The 25,675-nt window shown below is 68.6% G+C and carries 25 protein-coding genes; 15 read left to right on the top strand and 10 right to left on the bottom strand.

Annotated elements, in window-relative coordinates; genetic code table 11:
• Window positions 1-12 precede the first annotated feature (12 nt).
• The 10 genes from ACEN9J_RS25145 to ACEN9J_RS25100 all read right to left on the bottom strand — a co-directional run bounded on the left by ACEN9J_RS25145 (window position 13) and on the right by ACEN9J_RS25100 (window position 10,484).
• Entirely contained in the window at window positions 13-1,011 is a 999-nt protein-coding gene (locus ACEN9J_RS25145) for a Bug family tripartite tricarboxylate transporter substrate binding protein (protein WP_413762354.1), read from the bottom strand.
• A 42-nt stretch (window positions 1,012-1,053) separates the two neighbouring features.
• Window positions 1,054-2,646 (bottom strand): sulfatase-like hydrolase/transferase, encoded by a 1,593-nt coding sequence (locus tag ACEN9J_RS25140; RefSeq protein ID WP_057594350.1) that lies wholly within the window; start codon window positions 2,644-2,646, stop codon window positions 1,054-1,056.
• Between the two features lie 7 nt (window positions 2,647-2,653).
• Window positions 2,654-3,514, bottom strand: coding sequence for a branched-chain amino acid ABC transporter permease (locus ACEN9J_RS25135; protein WP_413762353.1), 861 nt, complete (start codon window positions 3,512-3,514; stop codon window positions 2,654-2,656).
• Window positions 3,507-4,226: an ABC transporter ATP-binding protein gene (locus tag ACEN9J_RS25130; RefSeq protein ID WP_413762352.1), complete on the bottom strand. Its 720-nt coding sequence runs from the start codon at window positions 4,224-4,226 to the stop codon at window positions 3,507-3,509. The genes ACEN9J_RS25135 and ACEN9J_RS25130 overlap by 8 nt, the downstream gene beginning before the upstream one ends.
• On the bottom strand, window positions 4,223-4,942 hold the full coding sequence (locus ACEN9J_RS25125; RefSeq protein ID WP_413762351.1) for an ABC transporter ATP-binding protein: 720 nt from the start codon (window positions 4,940-4,942) through the stop codon (window positions 4,223-4,225). The genes ACEN9J_RS25130 and ACEN9J_RS25125 overlap by 4 nt, the downstream gene beginning before the upstream one ends.
• 5 nt (window positions 4,943-4,947) lie before the next feature.
• On the bottom strand, window positions 4,948-6,201 hold the full coding sequence (locus tag ACEN9J_RS25120) for an ABC transporter substrate-binding protein (protein WP_413762350.1): 1,254 nt from the start codon (window positions 6,199-6,201) through the stop codon (window positions 4,948-4,950).
• A 45-nt stretch (window positions 6,202-6,246) separates the two neighbouring features.
• Entirely contained in the window at window positions 6,247-7,710 is a 1,464-nt protein-coding gene (locus ACEN9J_RS25115; protein ID WP_057594356.1) for an aldehyde dehydrogenase family protein, read from the bottom strand.
• Between the two features lie 134 nt (window positions 7,711-7,844).
• Window positions 7,845-8,852: a hypothetical protein gene (locus ACEN9J_RS25110; RefSeq protein WP_057594345.1), complete on the bottom strand. Its 1,008-nt coding sequence runs from the start codon at window positions 8,850-8,852 to the stop codon at window positions 7,845-7,847.
• A gap of 26 nt (window positions 8,853-8,878) precedes the next feature.
• Entirely contained in the window at window positions 8,879-9,409 is a 531-nt protein-coding gene (locus tag ACEN9J_RS25105; RefSeq protein ID WP_413762349.1) for a hydroxyquinol 1,2-dioxygenase, read from the bottom strand.
• A gap of 130 nt (window positions 9,410-9,539) precedes the next feature.
• Window positions 9,540-10,484 (bottom strand): LysR family transcriptional regulator, encoded by a 945-nt coding sequence (locus tag ACEN9J_RS25100; protein WP_057594343.1) that lies wholly within the window; start codon window positions 10,482-10,484, stop codon window positions 9,540-9,542.
• A 95-nt stretch (window positions 10,485-10,579) separates the two neighbouring features.
• Between ACEN9J_RS25100 and ACEN9J_RS25095 the strand changes: the two genes are divergently transcribed.
• The 15 genes from ACEN9J_RS25095 to ACEN9J_RS25025 all read left to right on the top strand — a co-directional run bounded on the left by ACEN9J_RS25095 (window position 10,580) and on the right by ACEN9J_RS25025 (window position 25,620).
• The gene (locus ACEN9J_RS25095; RefSeq protein ID WP_057594342.1) at window positions 10,580-12,127 is read left to right on the top strand and encodes an amino acid permease; all 1,548 of its coding nucleotides are present in this window, start codon (window positions 10,580-10,582) and stop codon (window positions 12,125-12,127) included.
• A 160-nt stretch (window positions 12,128-12,287) separates the two neighbouring features.
• The gene (locus tag ACEN9J_RS25090) at window positions 12,288-13,442 is read left to right on the top strand and encodes a tetratricopeptide repeat protein (RefSeq protein WP_413762348.1); all 1,155 of its coding nucleotides are present in this window, start codon (window positions 12,288-12,290) and stop codon (window positions 13,440-13,442) included.
• Entirely contained in the window at window positions 13,442-14,980 is a 1,539-nt protein-coding gene (locus tag ACEN9J_RS25085) for a L,D-transpeptidase family protein (protein ID WP_413762347.1), read from the top strand. Before ACEN9J_RS25090 ends, ACEN9J_RS25085 begins: the two co-directional genes overlap by 1 nt.
• A 413-nt stretch (window positions 14,981-15,393) precedes the next feature.
• On the top strand, window positions 15,394-15,573 hold the full coding sequence (locus tag ACEN9J_RS25080; RefSeq protein WP_413762346.1) for a Flp family type IVb pilin: 180 nt from the start codon (window positions 15,394-15,396) through the stop codon (window positions 15,571-15,573).
• An 18-nt stretch (window positions 15,574-15,591) separates the two neighbouring features.
• A complete protein-coding gene (locus tag ACEN9J_RS25075; RefSeq protein WP_413762345.1) occupies window positions 15,592-16,095 on the top strand; it encodes a prepilin peptidase in 504 nt (167 codons plus the stop codon).
• A gap of 64 nt (window positions 16,096-16,159) precedes the next feature.
• Entirely contained in the window at window positions 16,160-17,146 is a 987-nt protein-coding gene (gene cpaB / locus ACEN9J_RS25070) for a Flp pilus assembly protein CpaB (protein ID WP_413762344.1), read from the top strand.
• Between the two features lie 21 nt (window positions 17,147-17,167).
• Complete coding sequence (locus ACEN9J_RS25065; protein WP_413762343.1) at window positions 17,168-18,574, top strand: type II and III secretion system protein family protein; 1,407 nt, start codon at window positions 17,168-17,170, stop codon at window positions 18,572-18,574.
• A gap of 35 nt (window positions 18,575-18,609) precedes the next feature.
• The gene (locus ACEN9J_RS25060) at window positions 18,610-19,893 is read left to right on the top strand and encodes an AAA family ATPase (RefSeq protein ID WP_413762342.1); all 1,284 of its coding nucleotides are present in this window, start codon (window positions 18,610-18,612) and stop codon (window positions 19,891-19,893) included.
• A 7-nt stretch (window positions 19,894-19,900) separates the two neighbouring features.
• A complete protein-coding gene (locus ACEN9J_RS25055; protein WP_413762341.1) occupies window positions 19,901-21,217 on the top strand; it encodes a CpaF family protein in 1,317 nt (438 codons plus the stop codon).
• The gene (locus ACEN9J_RS25050; protein ID WP_413762340.1) at window positions 21,210-22,226 is read left to right on the top strand and encodes a type II secretion system F family protein; all 1,017 of its coding nucleotides are present in this window, start codon (window positions 21,210-21,212) and stop codon (window positions 22,224-22,226) included. Before ACEN9J_RS25055 ends, ACEN9J_RS25050 begins: the two co-directional genes overlap by 8 nt.
• The gene (locus ACEN9J_RS25045; protein WP_413762339.1) at window positions 22,223-23,182 is read left to right on the top strand and encodes a type II secretion system F family protein; all 960 of its coding nucleotides are present in this window, start codon (window positions 22,223-22,225) and stop codon (window positions 23,180-23,182) included. Before ACEN9J_RS25050 ends, ACEN9J_RS25045 begins: the two co-directional genes overlap by 4 nt.
• The gene (locus ACEN9J_RS25040; protein WP_413762338.1) at window positions 23,179-24,156 is read left to right on the top strand and encodes a tetratricopeptide repeat protein; all 978 of its coding nucleotides are present in this window, start codon (window positions 23,179-23,181) and stop codon (window positions 24,154-24,156) included. The genes ACEN9J_RS25045 and ACEN9J_RS25040 overlap by 4 nt, the downstream gene beginning before the upstream one ends.
• Complete coding sequence (locus ACEN9J_RS25035) at window positions 24,153-24,623, top strand: DUF3613 domain-containing protein (protein ID WP_413762337.1); 471 nt, start codon at window positions 24,153-24,155, stop codon at window positions 24,621-24,623. Before ACEN9J_RS25040 ends, ACEN9J_RS25035 begins: the two co-directional genes overlap by 4 nt.
• Before the next feature lie 29 nt (window positions 24,624-24,652).
• Window positions 24,653-25,129 (top strand): TadE/TadG family type IV pilus assembly protein, encoded by a 477-nt coding sequence (locus ACEN9J_RS25030; protein WP_413762336.1) that lies wholly within the window; start codon window positions 24,653-24,655, stop codon window positions 25,127-25,129.
• A complete protein-coding gene (locus ACEN9J_RS25025; protein ID WP_413762335.1) occupies window positions 25,126-25,620 on the top strand; it encodes a TadE/TadG family type IV pilus assembly protein in 495 nt (164 codons plus the stop codon). The genes ACEN9J_RS25030 and ACEN9J_RS25025 overlap by 4 nt, the downstream gene beginning before the upstream one ends.
• Window positions 25,621-25,675: the final 55 nt, after the last annotated feature.

Raw genomic sequence — 25,675 nt, 5'->3', positions numbered from 1 at the left:
GGCAGGCACCGTTCAGTCGAGCTGTAGCTGGATGCGCTGCGCTACCGCGCCCCAGCGCGCGTTCTCGGCACGCAAGCGGGCCGCCGCCTCGGCGGGCGTGTTGGCCAGCGGCTCGAGATCGATCGTGGCGAGGCGCTCGCGCACCTCGGGCGCGGCCAGGGCCTTCGCGACCTCGTTGCGCAGCCGGTCGACCACGGGCGCGGGCGTGCCGCGCGGCATCGCCATCATCTCGGCGAAGACGGCCTCGTAGCCGGGCACGCCGGCCTCGGCCGCGGTCGGCACCGCGGGCTGGCTCGCGAGCCGGTGGCGGCCCGAAACCACGATCGGCACCAGCCGGCCCTCGCGGATCAGCGGGCCGACCACCGGCGACGCCAGGAAGCCGCAGGGCACGGCATTGCCGAGCACGTCCTGCATGGCCGGGCCGGGGCCGCGGTAGGCCACGTGCTGCATCGAGACACCGGTGCTCGACAGCAGCAGCTCCATCGCCATGTGGCCCGGCACGCCCTGCCCGCCCGAGGCATAGCTCATCGGCGTCTTCTTCGCCGCCGCCAGCAGCTGCGCCAGCGTCTTCACGCCGGCCGCGGGATGGCACACCAGCTCCTGGCTGAAGGCCGCGAGCTGGGTGACGGGCACGAAGTCCTCCATCGGCCTGAAGGCCATCTTGCGGTAGAGGTGCGGGTTGATGGTGAACATGGTGTCGGGCCCGACCAGCACCGAGTGGCCGTCGTTGGCGCGCAGCACCTCCTGCATGCCGATGTTGCCGCCCGCGCCGGGCCGGTTGTCGACCACCACGGGCTGGCCCAGCGCCTTCTGCAGCGCGGGCTGGATCAGGCGCGAGACGATGTCGCCGGGCGCGCCGGCCGGAAAGGCCACGACCAGCCGCAGCGGGCGGACCGGCCAGGCCACCGCGTCGACGGTGTCCGTGGCGGCCATGGCCGGCGGCGCCAGCATGCCCAGGCTCAGTGCCAATGCCGCGCCGAGGCGCCGGGGAAAGGGGAGGAAAAATCGCATGCAGTCTCCTTGCTCGTCAGTCTTTTTTGGGGGGCGCCGAAGTCACCAGGCGCCGATCAGGATCCCCGCCTCGCGCTCGCGCCGGTTCCAGGCCTCGACGGCCGCGGGCGCGATGGTGGGAAAGCGGCGGCGCTCGCGCAGCCAGTCGAACATGCGCGCCAGCATGCGCTCGCGCACCCAGGCGAAGGCCGGGTCGCGGCCGAGGTCGACCAGTTCCCCCGGATCGGCCTCGAGGTCGAACAGCATCGGCGGCAGGTCCTCGACGTGCACGAACTTCCAGCGCGCGTCGCGCAGCATCGTCATGTGGCAGCGCTCCACCGGCTGGCCCAGCGGCAGCCGCACGCTGTCGCGAAAGGCGTAGCTGTTCTCGCACACCACGAAGTCCTTGCCCGCGGCGCGCGGGTCGGCGCGCACCAGCGGCAGCAGCGAGCGGCCCTCGAGCCATTGCGCGGGCTGCGGCAGCCCGAGCGCGTCGAGCACGGTGGGCACGATGTCGATGCACTCGACCAGCGCCGCGCTGGCGCCGCCGCGCGTGGCATCGGCGCGCTCGCGCGGATCGACCACGATCAGCGGCACGCGCACGATCGGTTCGTGGAACAGCTCCTTCTCGCCGAGCCAATGGTCGCCGAGGTAGTCGCCGTGGTCGCTGGTGAAGACGACCAGCGTGTCGCGGTCCAGCCCCTGCGCGGCCATGAAGCCGAACAGGCGCCCGAGCTGGTCGTCGAGCTGCTTGACCAGGCCCATGTAGGTCGGGATCACGGTCTCGCGCACCTCGTCGCGGCTGAAGCTGCGGCTGGCGGTGTCGTCGCGGAAGCCCGCGAGCACCGGATGCGCGTCCCGCCGCTCGGCCTCGCCGCGCACCGCGGGCAGCACGTCGCGCGGCCCGTACATCGCGTGATAGGGCGCGGGCGCGACGTAGGGCCAGTGCGGCTTGATGTACGACAGGTGCAGCACCCAGGGCCGGTCGCCGGCCTCGCGCATGAAGTCGATGGCGCGATCGGTGGTGTAGGGCGTCTCGCTGTGCGGCTCGGCCACGGCCGCGGGCAGCCCGGCCCAGCGCATCTCCCAGCCGCTGCGGATCTCGCCGCCCGGGCCGCGGCCCGAATTGGCGAAGTCGTGCCAGGGGTTGTCCGATGCATAGCCGCGCTCGCGCAGCCAGTCGCAGTAGGCGTTGCCGCTGACCTTGAAGCCCGGCGGCCAGATGCCGTCGTCGCGCGCATAGGGCTCGAAGCCGCCGTGCATCGCGAGCAGGCCCGCGCCCTGCGAGACGTCCAGGCCCAGGCGCGCCGCGCCTTCGGTGTCGGGCTCCACGTGCGTCTTGCCGACCAGCGCGCAGCGCACGCCGTGCGCGCGCAGATGGTCGCCGAGCGTCTTCTGGCCCACCGACAGCGGCACGAAGTTCCACATCGCGCCGTGGCTGCTCACGTAGCGCCCGGTGTAGGTCGACATGCGCGAGGCGCCGCAGACCGCGCCCTGCACGAAGGCCCGGTCGAAGCGCAGGCCGCGCGCGGCGAGCGCGTCGATGTGCGGCGTGTGCAGGCGCGGATGGCCATAGCAGGACAGGTAGTCGGCGCGCAGCTGGTCGCACATGACGAACAGCACGTTGCGCAGCGGCCGGGCGGAAGAACGGCTCATGCGGACCTCAGCGGGTGCGTGGAAAAAGGCCCTGCGGCCGGAACACGAGCACCGCGAGGAACACGATGTGCCCGAACCAGATGCCCCAGCCCGGATCGAGGCGGAAGCCGACCTGCTGCGCGATGCCGAGGATCATGGCGCCGGCCAGCGTGCCCCAGAACGAGCCCATGCCGCCGATGATCACGGCCTCGAAGGCGAACAGCAGCAGCAGCGGGCCGTCCGAGGGCGACACCGTGGTGCGCATGCCCTGCAGCGCGCCCGCGACGGCGATCAGCACGAAGGCGATGGCGGTCGCGAAGGCATAGACCTTCTTCGCATCGAGCCCCATGAGCTCGGCGATCTCGCGGTCGTCCGACACGGCGCGGAACGACCGGCCCAGCGCCGTGTGCGCGAACAGCCATTGCAGCGCGCCGGTGGCCGCGAGCGCCACGGCCAGCACGATCAGCGGCAGCACGCCGAGCGAGAGCGACTCGCCGAGCGCCAGGCCGCGCGTGCCCAGGCCGCCGGTGTCGATGGCGCGCGGGTCGGCCGAGAACAGCTCGAGCAGCAGGTTCTGGATCACGATCGACAGGCCGAAGGTGACGACCAGCGAGGGCAGCGGGTCATTGCCCAGCGTGCCGTTGAGCACCCAGCGCTGCAGCGCGTAGCCGAAGCCGAAGGCCACCGGCAGCACCGCGAGCGCGACCAGCCACGGCGCCGCCGCGCCGGCCAGCGACACGCCCGCGATCACCGCGAAGGCGCCGAGCACGATGAAGTCGCCCTGCGCCGTGTTGGTGAGCCGCATGACGCCGAACATCAGCGACTGACCGAGCGCGAACAGCGTGTAGAGGCCGCCGAGCAGCACGCCCTGGAGCAGGGTCTCAAGCATGGGCCGCCTCGATGCCGAAGTAGGCCTGCGCGATCTGCTCACGCGTGAGCTCGGCCGACAGGCCCTCGAGCGACACCCTGCCTTCCTGGAAGCAGTAGACGCGGCGCGAGACCTGGCGCGCCATCGTCACGTCCTGCTCGACGATCACCATCGCCATGCCCTCGGCCGTGATGCCGGGCATGGCCGCGTAGATCTCGCGGATGACGACCGGCGCGAGGCCCAGCGAGAGCTCGTCGCACAGCAGCAGCTCGGGATTGCTCATGAGCGCGCGACCCAGCGCCACCATCTGCTGCTGGCCGCCCGACAGCGAGGTGCCGGGCTGGCGGCGCTTCTCGGCCAGGATGGGGAAGAGGCCGTAGAGCCGCTGCAGGTTCCACGGGCCCGGGCGCCTGGCGGTGGCGCCCATCAGCAGGTTCTCTTCCACGCTGAGGCTGGGAAACAGCCGGCGGCCCTCGGGTACCAGCGCGAGGCCGCGCCGCACGATCTCGCCGGGCGGCAGGCCGCCGATGGACTCGCCCTTGAAACGGATCGCCTCGCGCGGCGCGCGCACCAGGCCCGCGAGGCTCTTGAGGAAGGTCGACTTGCCCGCGCCGTTGGCGCCGATGACGGCGACGAGTTCGCCGGCGGCGAGCGCGAAGTCGATGCCGAACAGGGCCTGGGCGTCGCCGTAGAAGGCCTGCAGGCCGTGGGTGGTGAGCAGCGATGCGCTCATGCGTCCATCCCCATGTACACGCGCCGCACTTCCGGATCGTTCATCACCGCGCGCGGCTCGCCCTCGGCCAGCTTCTGCCCGAAGTTGATGACGAACAGCCGGTCCGCGAGCGACAGCAGCGCATGCACCACGTGCTCGATCCAGATCATGGTCACGCCGCGCGCCTTGATGCGCCGCAGCTCGCCCACCAGCACCGCGGCCTCGGGCTCGGTGAGCCCGCCCGCGATCTCGTCGAGCAGCAGCAGCCGCGGCTTCGTCGCGAGTGCGCGCGCGAGTTCGAGCCGCTTGCGGTCGAGCAGCCGCAGCCCGCCGGCCGGCGCGTTAGCCTGCGCCATCAGCCCGGTCTGCGCCAGCACCTCGTGCGCCGTGCGCCAGGCCTCGCGCTCGGTCTGCTGCCCGCCGAAGCAGGCCGCGGTCACGAGGTTCTCGAACACGCTCATGTGCCCGAAGGGCTGCGGCACCTGGTAGCTGCGGCCGATGCCGGCGCGGCAGCGCTGGTGCGGACGCAGCCGCGTCACGTCGCGGCCGTCGTAGTCGACCCGGCCCGCGTCGGCGCGCACGTCGCCCGAGATCAGGTTGAACAGCGTGGTCTTGCCCGCCCCGTTGGGGCCGAGGATGCCCAGCGTCTCGCCCTCGGCCACCGCGAGCGTGATGCCGTCGGTGACCTTGAGCGCGCCGTAGGACTTGCTCACGCCATGCAATGCCAGCAGCGCCATGGCGGTCAGAGCGCGCGCAGCTTGCCGCCGGTGGGAATGGCCGGCGCGGCTTCGTTGTTCACGAGGGTGAGTTCCACCTTGTACTTGGTGCCCTTGCCCCACTGGCCGAGCACCAGCGGTGTCTTGCTGACGTTCCTGAACGGCCCCTGCCCGCCCCACTTGACCGGGCCGACCACCGACTGGATCGAGGTCGCGGCCACCGCATCGCGCACGTCGGCGGCCTTGAGCGACTTCGCGCGGCCCAGCGCATTGGCCGCCACCTCGAACAGCGCATGCGCGAAGCCGATCGGCTGCGTCCACTGCTTCTTCGTGCCGGCCTCGTAGGCCTCGGCCAGCGCCTTCGCGCTCTGCTTCGTGAGGCTCGACGCGAAGGGATGCGAAGGGCTCCACCAGACCTCGGTCGAGAGGCCGTCGCCGATTTCGCCCAGCGCCTCGATCGCACCCGGGAACAGCAGCGCCTTGCCGAGCGTGATCGCCTTCGGTTTGAAGCCCTGCTGCCGCGCCTGCGTGAGGAAGGTCTTGGCATCGGGCGGGATCACCACGCCGGTCACGATCTCCACGCCCTCCTTCTTGAAGGCCGCGATCTGCGCGCTGAAGTCCTGCGTGCCGTTCTGGAAGCGGCCCGGGTCGGTGAGCGTGAAGCCCATCTGCGCGAGCGGCTTCGGAAAGCCCAGCTCCTTGTCGCCCCAGGCGTTGCCGTCGCCGTCGTTCGGGAACAGGCCGCCCACCTTCTTGTTGGTGGCCAGCGTCTTCCAGCCGCTGGTGAAGTTGGCGATGACGTCCTCGAGGCCCCAGAACAGGTGGTAGGTCCAGTCGAAGCCCTTGGCCGGATCGCCCTTGCGGCCGAAGAACCAGGGCTGCCACGGCACCACGCTCGAGATGCAGGGCACCTCGTTGAGCTCGCAGGCATCGCTGACCGGGTTCGCGGTCTCGGGCGTGCCGGCCGTGAGCACCAGTGCCACCTTGTCCTTGAGGATCAGGTCGTTCGCGACCTCGCCCGCGCGGTTCGGGTTCGACTGGCTGTCCTTGAGCACGATCTGCACCGCGTACTTGCGGCCGCCGACCGCAATGCCGTCCTTGAAGGCGGCTTTCATCTGGTCGATGACCCACTTGTCGGCCTCGCCGAAGGGCGCGAGCGGGCCGGTCTGCGGCGACACGTAGCCAATCTTGAGCGTATCGGCCGCGAACGCCAGCGGTGTCGCGCCCGCGGCGACGAGGGCCGCGGTGGCCTGGGTGAATTGCCTGCGATTGAATGTCATGCCTGTCTCCTGTTCTTGTGTCTGCGGATGCCGCTCTGCCGAAACTCAGCGCGCGAAATGCGGCGGTATCCGCGCGTCGACGTTGACCCACACGCTCTTGACCTGCGTGTACTCGCGCATCGCGTCGAAGCCCATCTCGCGGCCGTAGCCGCTCTGGCCCACGCCGCCGAAGGGCGAGCCGGGGTTCACGCGCTTGTAGCTGTTGATCCAGACCATGCCGGCGTGCAGCTCGCGCGCCACCTTGTGGGCGCGCTGCAGGTCCTTCGTCCACAGGCCCGAGCCCAGGCCGTAGTCGGTGCCGTTGGCGATGCGCATCGCCTCCTCGTCGTCCTTGAAGGTCAGCACGGTGACGAAGGGGCCAAAGACCTCTTCCTGCGCGACGCGGTCGCGGTACGACTTCGCGCGCATCACGGTGGGCTCGACGTAGCAGCCCTTGGCGAGATCGCCGCCCGGCGACCGACCGCCCGCGAGCAGCTCGCCGCCCTCGCCTCGTGCCACTTCCACGTAACTCAGCACGCGCTCGCGGTGCTGGGCGCTGGTCAGCGGGCCCATCTCGGTGGTCTCGTCGAGCGGGTTGCCGAGGCGGATCGACTTGGCGAGCGGAACGAACTGCGCGAGGAATTCGTCGGCGATCCGCTCGTGCAGCATCAGCCGCGAACCCGCGATGCAGGCCTGGCCCTGGTTGTGGAAGATGGCCCAGGCGCTGCCGTTGACGGCGGCCTGCAGGTTCGCGTCCTCGAACACGATGTTGGGGCCCTTGCCGCCGAGCTCGAGCTGCACCTTCTTGAGGTTGCCCGCGCTGGCCTGCACGATGCGCCGGCCGGTGGCGGTGCTGCCGGTGAAGGCGATCTTCGCGATCTCCGGATGCTCGGCGATGTACTGGCCCGCCACGCTGCCCAGGCCCGGCAGCATGTTGACCACGCCGGGCGGCAGGCCCGCCTCGGCCATCAGCTCGGCGATGCGCAGCGAACTCAGCGGCGTGATCTCGGCCGGCTTCATCACGATGCAGTTGCCGGCCGCGAGCGCGGGCGCCATCTTCCAGCTCGTGAACATCAGCGGGAAGTTCCACGGCACCACCTGGCCGACGATGCCCACGGGCTCGCGCAGCGTGTAGTTGAGGAAGCCCTCCTCGACGGGAATGGTCTCGCCCTGGAACTTGTCGGCCATGCCGCCGAAGTAGCGGAAGCACGCGGCCGTGCGCGGCACGTCGAGCCGGCGCGAATCGCGGATCGGATGGCCGGTGTCCAGCGATTCGAGGCGCGCGAGCTCCTCGGCGTTGGCCTCGATCAGGTCGGCGAGCCTGAGCAGGATGCGGCCGCGGTCGGCGGCGGCCATGCGGCTCCACGCCGGGAACGCGCGCTTGGCGGCGGCGACGGCCTTGTCGACGTCGGCCTTGCCCGCGAGCGCGACATCGACGATGGGCGTGTTGTCGTGCGGGTTCAGGGTGGCGAGGGTCTCGCCCGATTCGGCGTCGACGAAGCGGCCGTCGATGAAGAGCTGGTGGCGGATGGAAGCAATGGGCATGAGCATTCCTCTCCCTCCCCCTTTGGGGGAGGGTTGGGGTGGGGGCTTCTTCGAAGAGGGCGCGGGCTCGCGGAGCCCCCACCCCGGCCCTCCCCCAGCGGGGGAGGGAGACAGGCAGGTCAGAACTGCACGGGAATCTCGGGCGACTCGCCCTTCTGGATCTCGTACACCAGGCTCGGCGAGCCGTTCTCCCACACCAGCAGCATCGAGCGCTTGGGGCTGAAGCCCTGGTGGCGGCAGTAGGCGGGCATGGCGGCCATGTCGCCGGCCTTCATGATCACGCGCGCCATGGGCTTGCCGGTGTTCTTGTCGCCGCAGTCCCAGTGGATCTCGTCGGTCATCTGGAAGAACCACTCGACGCGGTCGTTGCCGTGGATGATCGGCAGGATGTGCTCCTCGGTCGTCGGGCACATGTAGCTGTGCTTGACCACCGAGGTGAAGCTCGGGTTCCAGGTCACCTGCGAGCGGCTCAGGAAGCCGAAGAGGTTGAAGGCATGCACCTCGTTCTCGAAGCCGGGCTCGGGATGCAGCTCGGGCTGGTCCTGCGGCACGTCGGCGAAGGCGCGGTTGACCGGCGCGCCGCGCTCGTCGCTGCGCAGGTCGAGGTCGTCCTTCAGGCCCACGCAGCGCTTGGCGAGCTCGCGCGCCCGCGTGATCTTGGCCGTGTTGTTGCCGTTCTTGCGACCGTAGGGCGAGCCGGTTTCCTGCGGCGCGGCGAAGGGATCGAAACTCGCATTGGTCCAGTCGTCGAGCATGGCCTCGAAGGTGGCGCGGATCTGCGCGGTCGGGAAGTTCTCGAGCAGGTCGATGCCCGCGTCCTTCATGGTGCCGTTGAAGCTGCCGGCATAGAGGTCGACCGAGTCGTAGTGGTTGACGGTGCCGAACACGCTGTCGAAGTTGACCCAGCCGTAGAAGAAGCCCCAGGCCACGTCGCGCATCAGCGCGCGCAGGTAGTTGCCCGCATCCATGGTGTGGCTCATCGGCCGGCCGTCGCGGGTCTGCCAGCCGATGTGGACGAAATACTCGTCGCGGCGGAAGCGGAAGCTGCCGAGCGAGAAGTCCTTGTAGCCGAGCGTGGCGTCGGGTTGCGAGGCGATGACTCGGGCGAGTTCGGCGGGTGCGTTCATGGCATGTGCTCCTGGTTCAGTGCTGTTCAGTGCGATTGGCAGATCTCGGCCCACTTCTCGACCGACAGCTCGCCCTTGCAGGTCTGCAGCACGATCACGCCGGGGCGCGCGCTGCGGAACTGGTAGGCGGTGTTCTTCGGCAGCAGGCCCTGGTGGCCGCGCGAGAGCTTCATCCAGCCCATCTTCTTGCCGCGCGGCTCGCCCTCGACCCGCACGGCGCCGTTCTTCTCGGGGTCGGCCACGGCCTGGGCCGCGTCGAGCCGCACCAGGTGCACCTCGACCTCGCCATCCATCACCAGCGCGAACTCGTCGTGCGCGCAGGTGAACCAGGGCGAGTGGCCCTCGGCGCGCAGGGCCTCGAGCACGTAGATCTGGTTCTGGCCGAACACCACCTTCTCGTAGGGCCGGCTGTTGTTCGCGATCTCGAAGCAATTGGAGAAGGCGTAGTGGCGCACGTCGTCGGCGATCGGCTCGACGTGGCCTTTCTCGTAGTGGGCGAGCGAACCGAAGCGGGTGCGGTAGGCGGGCGCGTCCTGGGTCTGGGCGGTCTGGGTCATGGCGGTCTCCTTGGTTCTGGCTTGGACCGAACTCTAGGAAACAACCGGGACCGCCGGTAGGGACCAGATTGGAAGAGGATTATTCGCAGACTCCGAATAATCGCTGGGGTTTACCCGGGAACGCGCGCCCTCACTCGATCAGTTCGGCCGGGATCATTCCGCGCTCGATCAGGGTGGCGTCCCAGGGCGGCACGCGCGTGAAGCGGGTCGCGATGTGCTCGATGAACAGCCGCAACTTGAGCGCGTTGCGCGAGGTGCCCGCATAGACCGCGCTCAACGAGAACGACGAGAGCTGGTGCTCGGGCAGCACCACGCGCAGCTCGCCGCGCGCGATCGCGTCGCCGGCCACCAGCGTGGGCAGGCAGACGATGCCCGCGTGCTCGAGCGCGTACTCGCGCAGCAGGTGCACGCTGTTGGTCAGCAGCGCGGCCGCGAGGTAGATGGTGGTCTGCTCGCCCTGATGGTGGAAGGTCCAGCGGTCGCGCGTGGGATAGCCCGAGTACAGGCCCAGCTTGTGGCGGTGCAGCTCGCGCGGGCTCGCGGGCGTGCCGTGGCGCTCGAGGTACTCGGGCGTGGCGCACAGCAGCCGGCGCACCGGGAACAGCGGGCGCGACACCAGTTCCTCGGAGGCGGCCGGGAAGATCTGCAGCGCGCAGTCGACGCCGGCCTTGACCGGATCGACCACCGCGTCGCTCACGATCAGCTCGAGGTGGATGTCGGGGTAGATGGTGTGGAACTCGTGCAGCAGCGAGGCGAAGCGCCCGAGCACCATGCCCGTGAGCGCATGCACGCGCAGCACGCCCGAGGGGGTGCCGCGCGCATCGCGCATCTGGTCGACGATGTCGTTGGCGCGGCCCACGAGTTCCACGCAGTCGCGCAGGAAGGCCTGGCCCACGTCGCTGAGCCGCACCACGCGCGTGCTGCGGTGGAACAGCGGCGCGCCGAGGAACTCCTCGAGCTGCTTGACGCGCGTGGTGACCACCGAGTTCGCCACCCGCAGCTGGCGCGCCGCCTCCGCGAAACTCTGCGTCTGCGCGACGCGCACGAAGGCTTCGATGCTCTGAAGGCGGTCCATGGCGGGACTGTACTGTGCGAGCGCCGCGGCCGGACCCCGGGGCGACGCGGGGGCGCACTTATGATCGCCGCCCTCAGACGGGAGAACACAACGACATGGCAACGGACTCCACCGCGCCCACCCTCGCCTCGCGCACCGCCGCCGAGGAACCCACGCTGCGCCGCGCGCTCGGCACGCGCCACCTGACGATGATCGCCATCGGTGGCTCGATCGGCACCGGCCTGTTCGTGGCCTCGGGCGCCACGGTGTCGCAGGCCGGCCCGGGCGGCGCGCTCGCGGCCTACCTGCTGATCGGCGCGATGGTCTATTTCCTCATGACCAGCCTCGGCGAGCTCGCGGCCTGCATGCCGGTGTCGGGCTCGTTCGCGACCTATGGCGCGCTCTACGTCGACGAGGGCTTCGGCTTCGCGCTCGGCTGGAACTATTGGTACAACTGGGCCGTGACCATCGCGGTCGAGCTCGCGGCCGCGCAGCTGGTGATGCAGTACTGGTTCCCGGGCACGCCGGCCGTGCTGTGGAGCGCGCTGTTCCTCGGGCTGATGTTCCTGCTCAACGCGATCTCGGTGCGCGGCTTCGGCGAGGCCGAGTTCTGGTTCGCACTGGTCAAGGTGGTGACGGTGATCGCCTTCGTCGCCATCGGCCTCTTGATGATCTTCGGCATCCTGCGCGGCGACCGGCCCGCCGGCTTCGGCAACCTCACGGTCGGCGACGCGCCCTTCGTGGGCGGCCTGCCCGCGATGATCGGCGTGGCGATGATCGCGGGCTTCTCGTTCCAGGGCACCGAGCTGATCGGCGTGGCGGCCGGCGAATCGGCCGACCCCGCGAAGAACATCCCGCGCGCGGTGCGCCAGGTGTTCTGGCGCATCCTGCTGTTCTACGTGCTGGCGATCGGCGTGATCGGCGTGCTGATTCCCTACACCGACCCGAACCTGATCAAGACCGACCTCCACGCGATCGGCGTGAGCCCGTTCACGCTGGTGTTCCGCCACGCCGGGCTGGCCTTCGCGGCCAGCGTGATGAACGCGGTGATCCTCACGGCCGTGCTGTCGGCCGGCAACTCGGGCATGTACGCCTCGACCCGGATGCTGTTCAACCTCGCGAAGGACGGCCGCGCGCCGCGCTGCTTCGCGCGGCTCACGCGCGCGGGCGTGCCGCTCAACGCGCTGCTCGCGACCACCGCGGTCGGCGCGCTGTGCTTCCTGACCTCGCTGTCGGAAAGCCAGGGCGTGTACCTGTGGCTGCTGAACCTCTCGGGCATGACCGGCTTCGTGGCCTGGCTCGGCATCGCGGTGAGCCACTACCGCTTCCGCAAGGGAATGATGGCGCAGGGGCTGGATCTCTCGCTGCTGCCCTACCGCTCGCCCTTCTTCCCCTACGGCCCGCTGTTCGCCTTCGGCCTGTGCCTGGTGGTCACGCTGGGCCAGAACTACGCGGCCTTCACGGGCGGGCGCATCGACTGGATCGGCGTGTTCTCGACCTACATCGGGCTGGTGCTGTTCGTGGCGGTCTGGTGGGGCTACCGGCTGGCGCGCGGCAGCCGCTTCGTGGCCTACCGCGACATGCACTTCCCGGCCATGCTGCGGCCGGCGCCGGGGCACGGGCTGGCGGATGCCGCCGGCGAACCGGAGCGCGGCGCCGCCTGAACGCAGACCCCACCGGTTTCGGTGGGAAGGGCGCCGGCCAGTTGCCTCGAGGAATGGAACGGCGTTGCAGCCACGCCGCAGTGTGTCTGGAGGTTAACCGCCCCACTTACAATCCCGGGCGCATCCCCTTTCCTCTCCTCTCTCACGAGGCCTCGCCGCCATGCCCAAGAGCCCCCTGCGCACTCCCCTCAGCCTGACGCCCGTCGTGCGCGCCCTGTTCCTGGCCGCCGCGGTCGGCGCCACGGCCCTGCCCGCGCTGGCGGCCCCCGAGCACGAGGAAGTCGACCGCCTGATGCAGGCCGGCAAGCTCGACGAAGCCTCGGCCAAGGCCGACGCCTTCCTCAAGGACAAGCCGCGCGACCCGCAGATGCGCTTCCTCAAGGGCGTGATCCAGCTCGACACCGGCAAGCGCGCCGAGGCGATCGCCGCCTTCACCCAGCTCACGCAGGACGCCCCCGAGCTGCCCGAGCCCTACAACAACCTCGCGGTCATCTACGCGAGCCAGAACCAGTTCGACAAGGCGCGCAACGCCCTCGAGAGCGCGATCCGCACCAATCCGAGCTATGCCACCGCCCAGGAAAACCTCGGCGACCTCTATGCGCGGCTCGCGAGCCAGGCCTACAGCAAGGCGCTGCAACTCGATCAGAACAACACCGCGGTCGCGCCCAAGCTGGCGGTGATCCGCACGCTGTTCGTGCCGGCCGTGCCGGGCGCCAAGCCGACGATGTTGGCGGCGGCGCCCGAGGCACCGCGCCCGGCACCGGCGGCTCCAGCTCCGGCACCCGCACCGGCACCGGTCGCGAAGGCGCCCGCTCCCGCACCGGCACCCGCCGCCGCCCCCGTGCCGGCGCCCGCGCCCGCACCGGTGGCCAAGGCCCCCGCGCCCGCCCCAGCACCGGCACCCGCCGTGGTCGCCAAGGCACCCGAGGCTTCGCCGCCGGCCGCCGCACCGGCCGCGCCCGCCGCCTCGTCCAGCGCCAACGCGGAAGTCGAATCGGCCGTGCGTGGCTGGGCCGCCGCCTGGGCCGGCCAGGACATGGATCGCTACCTCGCCGCCTACGGCAGCGACTTCACGCCCGGCGGCGGCCAGAGCCGCAAGAACTGGGAAGAGGAGCGCCGCGCGCGCATCGTCGGCAAGTCCAGCATCAGCGTGAACCTCGAGAACCTCGTGATCCAGGTCAACGGACAGTCGGCCACCGCCAAGTTCCGCCAGGTCTACCGCGCCGACAACCTCAACATCTCCAGCCGCAAGACGCTGGAACTGCAGCGCTCCGGCGGCCAGTGGCACATTCGCAAGGAAAGCGTCGGCGGCTAGTGGCAGACATCGTCCGGCGGGGCCGGCCCCAGATCCCAGAACTGCGGCGCGGCGGGAGCCTGCTGGCCGCGCTGATGGCCGCCTCGGCCCTCGTGCTCGCCATGCCCGCCGGCGCCGCCGGCAGCACGAGCAAGACCTCGCATGCCAAGACGACCGGCGCCAAGTCCGGCAAGGCTGCCGCCGCTGGCAGCCGTTCGGCGCAGAAGGAAAAAGCCGGCGCCAAGGAAGCGCGCGGCGGCCGCGAATCGCGCAGCGTGCGCGAAGCCCGGGAGGCACGCGAAGCCCGTGACGCCAGGGGCGGCAAGGCCCAGGCCCGCCTGAAGAAGGGGGCCGTGGCAACCGCGGCCGCCGCGGCGGCCGGCACCGCCGCCGCTTCTTCCGAAGCCCGCGGCGCGCGCAAGGCGCCGAGCGCGGGCGCGATCCAGGAAGCCGGCAATGCCGAGGCGCGGCTGATCGCGATCTACGAACTCTTCGGCCGCGGCCAGGCGCGGCCCGCGCTGGCCAAGGCGCGCGAACTGGTGCGCGACTACCCGAATTTCCAGCTCGCCCAGCTCGTGTACGGCGACCTGCTCGCCTCGCAGGTGCCCGCTGCCCACAGCCTGTCGGACGCCGCCAGCGTGGCGCGCCTGAAGGGCAATCCGGCCATGGCCGAGCTGCAGGAAGAATCGCGCCGCCGCCTGCAGGCGCTGCGCGAACGGCCGCCGCCGAACACCGTGCCCTCCCAGTTCCTCGAGCTGTCCACGCGCAGCCGCTACGCGATCGCCATCGACGCCTCGCGCTCGCGCCTGTACCTGCTCGAGAACGGCGACAAGGGCCTGAAGCTCGTGGCCGACTACTACATCTCGGTCGGCAAGTCGGGCATCGACAAGGCGTCCGAAGGCGATGCGCGCACGCCGCTGGGCGTGTACTTCATCACCAGCAGCCTCGACCCGAAGTCGCTCAAGGACTTCTATGGCGCCGGCGCGCTGCCGATCAACTATCCCAACGCCTACGACCAACGCCGCGGCAAGACCGGCAGCGGCATCTGGCTGCACGGCACGCCCTCGCAGCAGTACGCACGCGCGCCGCTGGCCAGCGACGGCTGCGTGGTCATGGCCAACCCCGACCTGCGCCAGCTGCTGCGCAAGGTGCAGATCGGCGCCACGCCGGTCGTCACCGCGCGCAGCCTGCAATGGATTTCCCAGCCCCAGGCCGAAAAGGACGCCCAATCCTTCACCAGCGCGATCAATGCCTGGAAAGACGCCCGGACCCAGGGAAATGAAGCGCAATTGAAAAAATTCTATTTGCCCGATTTTCAGCGCCAGGCGAAAAAATCGGCCGACGGAATTTCAATTGTTCGCGATGAAGTCGAATACGCCCAGGGCAGGCGTATTCAGTTAAAGGATGTTTCCTACCTCCATTGGCGCGACAGCGAGGACACCATGGTCGCCACCTTCGGCGAGGTGTTCGAGGGGGAACGCAGCGGTCGCATGCGCCGTCAGTACTGGCTGCGCCAGGGCGGCGAGTGGAAGCTCTTCCACGAGGAAATCCTGGGCTGATCCCCCTTCGCGAGCAGGGTCAGACCCCTGAACTTGTGATTTTTTGCGCACGGTCCAACCCTTTCTGGACTGTTACATTTTTGCCGTTCCGGGTCGCGTCACGTAACGCGTAACACGCTCGTACCCGTAACGCGCCCCTGGTGCGCACCCCTGTTCCGTAACACGCCCTCCCGTCTTCATGGGATGTCGGTGCACGCCTACAGAGGGAAAAATTCGTTTCCGAACTGTTACCCAGCGTCCTTGACCGACTGGTCAACCGATGTCCGTGGGGGTTGGCAGCCATCGTGCTAGTAGGTTCGGACTAGCACAGCGGAACCTCCCTCCATCGGGTTTGCCTTGTTGATACACAGAGTTACGCCGGATAACATTCGTACCGCCAGCCCTTGTTAACGACTTTTTCCGAAAGGTTAATCATGCTCAACGCTATTGCCCGTTTTATTCGTGACGAAGAAGGCGCGACCGCCATTGAATATGGCCTCATCGCAGGCCTGATTTCCGTCGCCATCGTCGCAGTTCTTCCCGGTATCGGCGATAAATTGGAGGTCGTATTCACCAAGATCTCGACTGCGCTGACCGGCCCCGGCACCCCCTGATTCGTAACTGCACTCCAAATGGCATTGGCAGGTGCGTGTCTGATTTGGCTCTCGGTCGTGGCTGTCTATGACTTCTGGCAACGCCGGGTTCCGAACTGGCTGGTGCTCGCGGGGGCTCTCGTGGCTCTCGGGGCACTGGCCGCAGGCGCACAACCATTCGATGTCACCTGGGGCTCGGCGCTCCTCGGCGGGGCAGCCGGCTTTCTCGCATTGCTGTTGTTTCATCTGGCCGGTCTCATGGGGGCAGGCGACGTGAAGCTCGCAGGCGCTCTTGGACTGTGGGTAGGGCACACGGCCTTGCTGCCGATCTGGGTTGCAGCCACCTTGCTGGCCCTGGGTCACGGTTCACTTTGGCTTCTTCTCCAGCGTTGGCCGGTTTCGCTGCGGCTGGGGCAGGTGCTGTTCGGACCGCAACCGGTCGCTCGCGAAACCTCGGCACGACGCGTCCGCTTCATTCCTTATGCGGCCTACCTGGCCGTGGCTACGGCGGTGTGGATGGTGTGGGGCCGACAGAACCTGTAGTCACACCGAGCGAGCTTTTCATCGACGGTTCCCGATGGTCCGCCCCCTTTTCCGAACACCGCCCATGATCAATCTCACCAAAATCATCGCCGCCATCCTCGTCCTGCTGGCTCTCGCGCTCGGCGGCTATGCATGGGTACTCAGCCGTCAGGCGCCCGCAGCCCCATCGCCAGCCGCGGCGGCGTCTTCCGCTGGTGCCGGCAAGACAGCACAGGCCAGGACATTTCCCGTGGTGGTGGCTTCACGGCTGCTGCCTGCAGGTCAGGTCATCCCCGCGGATGCGCTGCGCGTCGAGCAATTGACGATCAATCCCTCCGGTGCCTTCCAGGACACGTTGCCCGTGGCGGGACGCGTTCCGGTCATCGATCTCGGCGAAGGTTCGCCGCTGCTCGAAGGCCAACTGGTATCGGGCCTTGCCTTGCGGGTGGCCGAAGGCGAACGCGCGGTGGCCGTGCGGGCCGACGAAGTGATGGGCGTGGGCAACAAGGTCCAGCCGGGCGATTTCGTCGACGTGTTCCTGATGCTCAAGTCCGACAACAAGGATGTCGATCGCAGCCAGGCGCGTCTGCTGCTGTCGCGCAAGCGTGTGCTTGCATTCGGCAATGCGTCGGTCGACGGCATGCAGTCCAAGGCGGACAAGAATGCCAATGCCCAGACGCAGCGCAACGACCCGGCGCGCACCACGGTACTCGCGGTGCCGGTGGAGGACGTCAACCGGCTGACGCTGGCCGAGAACAGCGGGCGACTGCTGCTGGCGTTGCGCAATCCCGGCGACATGTCGCTTCCCGATCCCAAGCTGTTCGCCGAATTGCCGACCGCGCTGCAACCCGCGCCGGCAAAGCCGGGCGAACCACGGCGCCCGCCACTCGAGGGCCTGGATCGTGCTCAAGCCGGTGTCACCGCCGTCGATTTCGTGACCGGCGGCAAGCCGGTTCCGCTCCAGACACCCACCGTCGCGGCGAGGGCACCTGCGGCCCGGACCGGCGGCAGCCGCAGCGGCCTCCAGGTCGAGGTCATCCGCGGCGACCGCAGCGAAACCATCCAGTACTGAGCCAGAGATCGGCGCCCAGCCATGCATATCCCGCAGGAAAAGAACACCATGACGCACCCCCCTCGCGCGACGTCGTCGGGCCCGGCACTTCCCTCGCGCCCCACGCTCGTGGCGCTGTGCCTGATGGCACCCGGCGCATGGCCTCTGGCATCCGCTGCCGATTCCCCGCCGGCCGCCCCCCCTAAAGCGGCGGCGCAGATGGCGTCGACCCAGGTACGGCTCGAAGCTGGAACGCAGCGCGAACTGCTGATCACCAAGGGCATCGACCGCATGGCCATCGCGGACGAGACCGTGGCCGGCGTGACGCTGACGCGCCAGACGCCGAACTCGCCCGCGGCCCGGCTGATCGTCACAGGCAAGGCTGCCGGACGAACCACGCTCATGGTCTGGGAGAAGGGCAGTGCTGCAGCCACGGTCTACACCTTGGAAGTGCGCCGCCGCGGCGGGGTTCTGGCAGGCTCGTTCGACAGCATGACGGCGCACCAGGATGCCCGCGATGCCGCCATGGCTTCGGGGGGCGACAAGGCTGTCCTCAGCGACCGATCGGCTGTCAACGTGCGCAGCAACACGGTGCAGGTGGAAGTGAAGGTCGTCGAGTTCAATCGAAGCGTGCTGAAACAGGCTGGCTTGAACATCTTCAGCACGCGCGCCAACTCCCACGGTTTCAGCTTCGGGGTGTTCTCGCCGGCATCGCTGAAATCGGTGACCTTCCCCACCACGGGAGGCCTCAGCGCGGAATACAACAGTCCGCTGGCGGAGGCATTCAACCTGCTCTTCGCCTTCAACAAGGCGGGCATCGGACTGGATGTCGGCTTCCTGGAAGGCAACGGCATGGCCAGGGTGCTCGCCGAACCGACCCTGGTTGCGCTTTCGGGACAGAGCGCCAGCTTTCTCGCCGGCGGCGAGTTGCCGGTGCCCGTGCCTCAGGGCCTGGGCACCACGAGCATCGAGTACAAGCCTTTCGGCATCGGACTGACGCTGACGCCCACGGTGTTGTCGAACGAACGCATCGTTCTCAAGGTCGCGCCGGAAGCCAGCGATCTGGACTACACCAATGCACTGAGCATCAGCGGCGTCGCGGTGCCCGCGATCACCACACGCCGCGCCGATACCACGGTGGAACTCGGCGATGGCGAGAGCTTCGTCATCGGCGGCCTCGTGAGCCGCACCACGACATCGAATGCGGACAAGGTGCCCCTGCTGGGTGACATTCCCGTGCTCGGCACCTTCTTCAAGCAGAACAAGTACCAGATGAACGAGAAGGAACTCGTGATCCTGGTGACGCCACACCTCGTCAAGCCGATCGCGCGCGATACCGACCTTACGCCTTATCTGCCTGGCGGCGCCGAACAGCGCGATGGTCCGGTATGGCGTGCGCACCTGCTGGGACCGGCGTCGGGCACTACCGTGCCAGGCTTCTCCCGTTAACCGATTCCAGCCGCACACGCCCAGTGGCCGACGCCATGAACGCCCCCCGCGACAGCCTCCCCGAAACCGGCGCGGAAACCTTCCTCTTCGCTTCGGCGAACGTCGGCCACATCACGTGGCTGACGGACGCGCTAGGCAAGCTGGGGACGGTGGTGGTGCTGTCGCCCGATATCAAGTCGATCGACGAACGCATCGCCCTGCTCGGCCCGGTGGCCGTCTTCCTCGATTTCTCCGGTGATCATGCACAGGCAGCGAGCGAACTGCACCAGCGGCTGAAACGCGATTGGCAGGCGCTGCCGGTGCTGGCCACGGGCGTGTCGGCGGAGCCGGCATCGATGCTGGCCGCGCTGCGCGCCGGCGTCGACGACTTCGTTGACATGGCCGCCCCTCCCGATGACGCAGTCAACACGCTGCGCAAGCTGCTCGACCGCCGCAGCAGCCTGCAAAGCGGCATGCGCGGCTGCACGCTCGCGCTGCTTGGCGCACGGCCGGGGATCGGCGTGACCACGCTCGCGACCAGCCTGTCGCTGATGCTCAACGACCTGCTGACACAGGCGCCCGCCAAGGCGCCGGGGCGCAGCGCGCGCCATGGCGTGGCGCTGCTCGACCTCGGCCTGCCCGCGCGCGACGGGCTGCTCTACCTCGACACGCAGAGCGGCTTCAGCTTCGTCGAAGGCGTGCGCAACCTGCGTCGCCTCGACCAGACCCTGCTGCACACGGCACTCGCGCACCACACCAGTGGCGTGGCGGTGCTGCCGCTGCCCGCGAATCTCGCGCAGGTGCGCGAGATCTCGCACGCCGACTCTGTCGCGCTGATCAAGCGGCTCGGCGACTTCTTCGATTTCCAGATCGCCGATCTCGGCGGCTTCTCGACCATCGACTTCGTGGCGCAGACCGCGAAGGAAGCGCAGCGCTGCTGGGTCGTCTGCGACCAGAGCATCGGCGCCATCGTCTCCACCGCGAACATGCTCAAGGAGCTGCGCACGCGCGGCCTCGAGACCGACCAGATGTCGCTGGTGGTCAACAAGTTCGACAGTCACGTCGGCCTCGCGGCCAAGGACATCGCGGAGCGGCTCGAACTGCCGCTGCGCCATGTGTTGCCGGCGCGCGGCACCCAACTGCTGGCGGCCTCGAGCCGCGGCGAGATGCTGGTGCGCACCGCGCGCAACGACCCGTACTCGCAAGCCATCGCGGGCCTCGCACGCGGCCTGCATCAGGAATACACCTCTGGCTCCAGCCCGCAACCGGCGAAGGATCCACGCTGGACGGCGCTGATGTCGAAAGTCACCGGCTTCCGCAAGAGCCCCACCCAAGGTTGAACAGCCCATGTCCACCGATATCGAATTCGCCGACGACGACCAGGCGTTCATCACATCCCAGCAGTTCCAGGACATCAAGAGCTGGACGCACGATCACCTGCTCAGCCGCATCGAGGAGCTGGGCGCGGAGTTCGGCCGCTGGTCGCGCGCCTCGATCCAGCAGTTCGTCGAGCTCGAGGTCGACAGCTTCGTTCGCCTGCGCCGCGTGCCGATCAACGACCGCGAGATGCAGCTCATCTCGGATGCGCTCACGAAGGAACTCGCGGGCTTCGGCCCGCTGGAGGATCTGCTCAACGATCCCGCGGTCGAAGACATCCTGATCAACGGCTACCAGAACGTCTACGTCTCGCGCCACGGTATCCTGGAGCGCGAGACGCTGCGCTTCGCCGACTCCGAGCACGTGATGCGCATCGTGCGCCGCATCCTCGCGCCGCTGGGCCGCCGGCTCGACGAAGCCAATCCAATGGTCGACGCGCGTCTGCCCGATGGCGGGCGCATCAACGTGATCATCGAGCCGCTCGCGATCGACGGCCTGTCGGTCTCGATCCGCAAGTTCCGCAAGGAGCCGCTCACGCCAGCCGACCTGGTCAAGCTCGGCACCTTCGACGCCGGCATGGCGCAGTTGCTCGAGATCGCGGTGCGCGCACGCTGCAACGTGCTCGTGAGCGGCGGCACCAGCTCGGGCAAGACCTCGCTGCTCAATGCGCTGGCCAGCTTCATCCCCGCGCGCGAGCGCGTGATCACCATCGAGGACACGGCCGAGCTCTCGCTGAGCACCAGCCACGTGGTGCGCCTGGAGAGCCGTCCCGGCGGCTTCGACGGCCAGGGCGTGGTGTCGATCCGCGACCTGCTGCGCAACAGCCTGCGCATGCGGCCCGATCGCATCATCGTGGGCGAAGTGCGCGGCGCCGAAGTGATCGAGATGCTGCAGGCGATGAACACCGGCCACGAAGGCTCGATGGGCACGATCCACGCGAGCTCGCCGCGCGAATGCCTCTACCGGCTCGAGATGCTCGCGGGCTTCGCGGGCTACCAGGGCAGCGAGGTGAGCCTGCGCCGGCAGATCGCGAGCGCGATCGACTTCATCGTGCAGATCGGCCGCTTGTCGAACGGACAACGTCGCATCGTTTCGCTGAGCGAAGTCACCGGCGTCAACGACAACGTGGTCGCGATGCAGGAGCTGTACCGCTACGACCCCATCGTCACGCCCGATGGCGAGGAGAAGGATCGCTGGGTATCGCTGGGCATTGCGCCGCATTCGCCGAAGATCACGCGATTCCGGCAATCCTTTGCCCGGAACTCGCAAGGAGGCCAGCGTGCGTGACGTCGTGCTGCTTGGCATCGCCATGGTCGCGCTGCTGCTGGCAGCGGGAGGGCTGATCCTCTGGCAATGGGCCAGGAAACGGCAGACCCGCGAAGCCATGGGCCGCCATCTCGAGCAACAGATCCAGGGAGGAGCCGCGCCGGGCTCGAGCGCGTCCGCCATGCCTTCGTCGCTGCCGCCTTCCCGCGACGGCGCATTGACGGATGGCCTGGTTTCCGGGCTCACGTCGGACCCCTGGCTGGAGACGGATGCGGTGCCACCGGCCGCCGGGTCGAGGGACTGGCTTTGGGGCGCGATGCCCGGCTGGTTGATCGGCGTGATCTCCCCACGCACACTCGCAATGGGCATCGTGGCCATCTTCGTGCTGTCGCTCGTCGCGGGCCTGCTGGGCGGCCCGGTTGCGCTGTTCGGCACGCTGTTCCTGCTCCTGCTGGGCGGCACGTTTACCGTCTGGCTGCGCCTGCAGAAGGCGCGCCGCAAGCTCATCGGCCAGTTGCCTGGCTACATCGATGCGATGGTGCGGCTCATCACGATCGGTAACTCCACGCAGGCGGCTTTCCAGCTCGCCATTGGCAGCACCCAGGAGCCGTTGCGCCCGCATCTGGAGCGCTCGGCTTCGCTGGTGCGGGCTGGCGTCGATCTCGACAGGGCGCTGCACCAGACCGCGACCAACGTCCGGATCGAGGAGATGTTTCTGCTGGCATCGATCCTGGGCCTGGGCGTCCGCTATGGCGGCCGCGCGGATCTGCTGCTCGAACGGGTGAGCAACTTCATGCGCGACCGCGAACAGGCGGAGCATGAGCTGATCGCCATGTCCTCCGAGACACGTCTATCCGCATGGGTGCTCGGGCTTCTACCGCTCGCCGTCGGGGCGTTCATGATCATGAACAACCCCAACTACTTCATCAGCATGTGGCAGGACGACACGGGTCGCATGCTCGTCTACGCGGGAGCAGGCCTGCAGGTACTGGGCGGCCTTCTGCTCTACAGGTTGGCGAGGCTCGCATGACGATGACACCTGGCAACCTGACCGCCATCAGCCTCATGCTGCTGGCACTTGGTCTCGCCATCCTGGCGGCAGTGATGATTGCGTCCGAATTGCGGCGCGCGCGCAGCGGCAGGGCTATCGGCAAGGCGATCCAGCATGGAAGCCTGGTGCTGCCGCAAGACCCTGCAACCGCCTCGGCCGACCTCGATGAACCCTACAGGCAGGACGCCGAACTGCCGTTGCACTGGCTCGATTCGCGTCTCGGCCGGGCGCTGGTCGCGGACGAGGATCGCAGGCTCATCGATCAATGCGGGCTGCCATCGCAGAAGTCGCAGCTGGTCTTTCTCGTGACCCGGATTTCGCTGGCGATCGCGTTGCCGCTCACGGCACTCGTCACCTGGAGCGAAGGTCACAAGCAGGGCACCGTGGTTGCCGTGCTCGCCGCGCTTTTCGTCGTCGGCTTCATGGGGCCCAAGTGGATCCTGGGCCGCTTCGCCGCGAGCCGCAGGACTCAGGTGGCCAGGGAACTTCCCCTCTTCGTGGACCTGCTGAGACTGCTCCAGGGCGTAGGCCTGAGCCTCGACCAGAGCCTGCAGATCATGGCCACCGACTTCACGCACGTGCTGCGCGTACTGGGCCACGAACTCACGCTGGCCAACCGGCAATACTCGCAGGGACGCACACGAGAGCACTCGTTGCAGCGCCTGGCAACGCTCCATGGCAACGAGAACCTGCGCGGCCTGGTTGCCCTCCTGGTGCAAGTCGACCGCCACGGCGGCGCGGTCCAGGAGCCGATGCGTGTCTTCAGCGATCGCCTGCGCGAACATCGACGCTCGGAAATGAAGGAGCGCATCGGCAAGATCACCGTCAAGATGACCGGCATCATGGTCTCCACCCTGCTGCCCGCGCTGGTGATCGTGACGGCGGGGCCGGGCTTCATCGCCATCTTCCGTTCGCTGGGAGCGATTGCCAAATGAATCCAGAAGCGATCAATGCATCGGGCAGCCTGCGCCGCATCGGCGCAGCCCTGCTCTGGGGCGCCTTGTTGGCGGCGATGGCGGGATGCTCGGCGACGAAGGATCGCTACGCCGCCACGGAGGACGCTCGCCAGCGGCAGGCTTTCGAGAACGAGGCGGAAACCAAGGCCGGCAGCAACATCGATACGCAAGCCACCTATCTTCGTCTGGTCGACCAGATGCAGCAGCAGGGCCTGTGGTTCGCCTCGCTGGCGCATATCGACGCACTCGAACAGCGATGGGGCGTGACGCCGGATTCGACGCGGGTCCGCGCGGACGCGCTGCGGCAGACCGGACAGACAGCCCTTGCCGAAGCAGCCTACAAGCGCCTGCTCGGAACGCCGCAGGAGAGCGCTGGATATCGCGGCCTGGGACTGCTCGCGGGGGCACGCGGCAACTACGCGGAAGCAGTGCAGCAGTTGCGGCAAGCCCAACGTCGAACGCCCACCGATGCGCTGCTGCTGAGCGATCTGGGCTACGCGGCCCTGCGGGCGGGCCAGTTCGATGAAGCCAGGCTTCCGCTGATGCAGGCGCTGCAGTTGCGCGCCGACAGCACCCAGGCCCAGGCCAACCTGGCGCTGTACTTCGAGGTCACGCAGCAGCGCGAGCAGGCCACCGCGCTGATGGAGACGCATCGCATGCCCGAGGCCTCGCGCCAGGCCGTGCGCGAGGCTGCACTCCAGATTCGCGCGCAAGGCGGTCGCCCTTCCGCGCCGACCATCGCCACCTCGGTGCCTGGACCGGCCGCCGTGCAGCGGGTCGAGGAGACGCAGCCCGCCGCGAAGAGCAATGAAGCGGCCCTCGAGCCGCTTGCCCTCAAGCCATCCCGCTGGGCCGGCATGGCCGGCAGCCGGCTCACCGCCAATCCATTGAACCCGCCGGCAGCCACGTCGGACGCGCCTTCATCCAACCCGCCCCCCCGAGGTACCCCATGATCAACGAATCGGTCGGCCGCTTCGCGGCCCTGTCCACCCGCGCCGCCGTGGCGGCTTTCGCCTTCGCCGGCACTTGCGTCTGCGCCCAGCAGGTTTCCGCCACGGCGACGCCGGAGCCTGCCTCCGTCAAGGTGACGCCCGTCGTGGCGCCCGCACCTGCAGCCGGCGCGCAATCCCCGGCGCCCGTCGAGGCCGCGAACTCCCCCGACCCGCTGGAGGAGCCGGTGGCCATGGAAGAGGACGAATTCGACGTTCCGCCGCTGCAAGTCGGCGATGCCACCTTGAACCTGCTCGCCTGGCAGCGCAGCGGAGAAATTGCTTCGGCCGTGCCGCGTCCGATCTCCGGCAGCGTTGCGAACCGCAGCTACGAGCGATACCTCAAGAGCTTCGATTACCCGATCCCGGAGCGACTGGGTTCGACGGTAGGCCGCTCGGGCAGCTCCGGCAGCGGCTCCACCGCGCGCTGAGCGCAAACGCAACCGATCCGGCAGCTTCCATGACCCACGCACGCAGGCAACAGACCCGCGGTCACGCGCAACGAGGCGCGTACGCCGTGGAGTTCGCCTTCGTGTTCCTGCTGTCGTTCGCCCTGCTCTACGCCATTCTTTGCATCGGCATCGTCGCCTCCTTCCGTCTGGCACTGCAGAACGCAGCGGAAGACGGTGCACGCGCTGCGCTGCGCTATCAGGTCAGCTTTCCCGAGCGCGCGACGCAGGCGGTCACGGTGGCGACCGCGCGCGTCAACTGGCTGCCCACCGCCGCCACGCGAAGCATCGCTGCCCAGATCTGCCAGGTGGTCGGGAACAATTGCGCCACCCCGACTTGCGGGCCGACGTGGGACGAGCGCTGCCAGATGGTCGTGACAGTGCGCCTGACGAACGTCCAGGCACTGCTTCCACCCGTTCCGGGATTTGCCGCGCCGACCCAGCTCGTCGGACAGGCCAGCATGGTGCTGGACGGGAGGGCACCATGACGAATGGCAAGCGCCGTCCCGCCCGCCTGCGCAAACAGCGCGGCCTCGCGGCGATCGAGTTCGCGCTCGTGTTCACGGTGCTTTTCATCCTGCTGTACGGACTCACCACGCTGGGTGCCGTGCTCTACACCCAGCAGGCGGTCTCCCGTGCCGCCGAGGAGGGAGCACGCGCCGTGATGATGCTCACGCCACAGCCAACCTCGGGCGACACGCGCGTCAAGGACGCCGTCTACGACGCACTGGCCGGCTCGCTCATCGTCCCGCCCTCGGTGGGCTCCAGCCTGTCGGCGCGCCGCAGCTGGATCGTCGGCAAGGTCACCGTCAACGTCGATCGCGGCAGCCCCTCCGGCGGCATCGCACAGGTCGCCGTGTCGGTCAGCTATCCCTACAACGATTCCAGCCGCATCCTGCCGGCCATTCCGCTGGTCGACAGCGCATGGGTACCGCAGCAGCTGCGGAGTCGAACGACAGCACCGCTGAAGTCCTCGTGAGGTGCCGCATGAGATTCGCATCCAGACTCCTTCCATCCCGCATCCGCCGGTCGTC

The organism is Variovorax sp. Varisp41 (assembly GCF_047325085.1).
GTDB lineage: Bacteria > Pseudomonadota > Gammaproteobacteria > Burkholderiales > Burkholderiaceae_C > Variovorax.
Note: the sequence above shows the minus strand (reverse complement) of the source record. Positions and strands in the feature narration are given on the sequence as shown.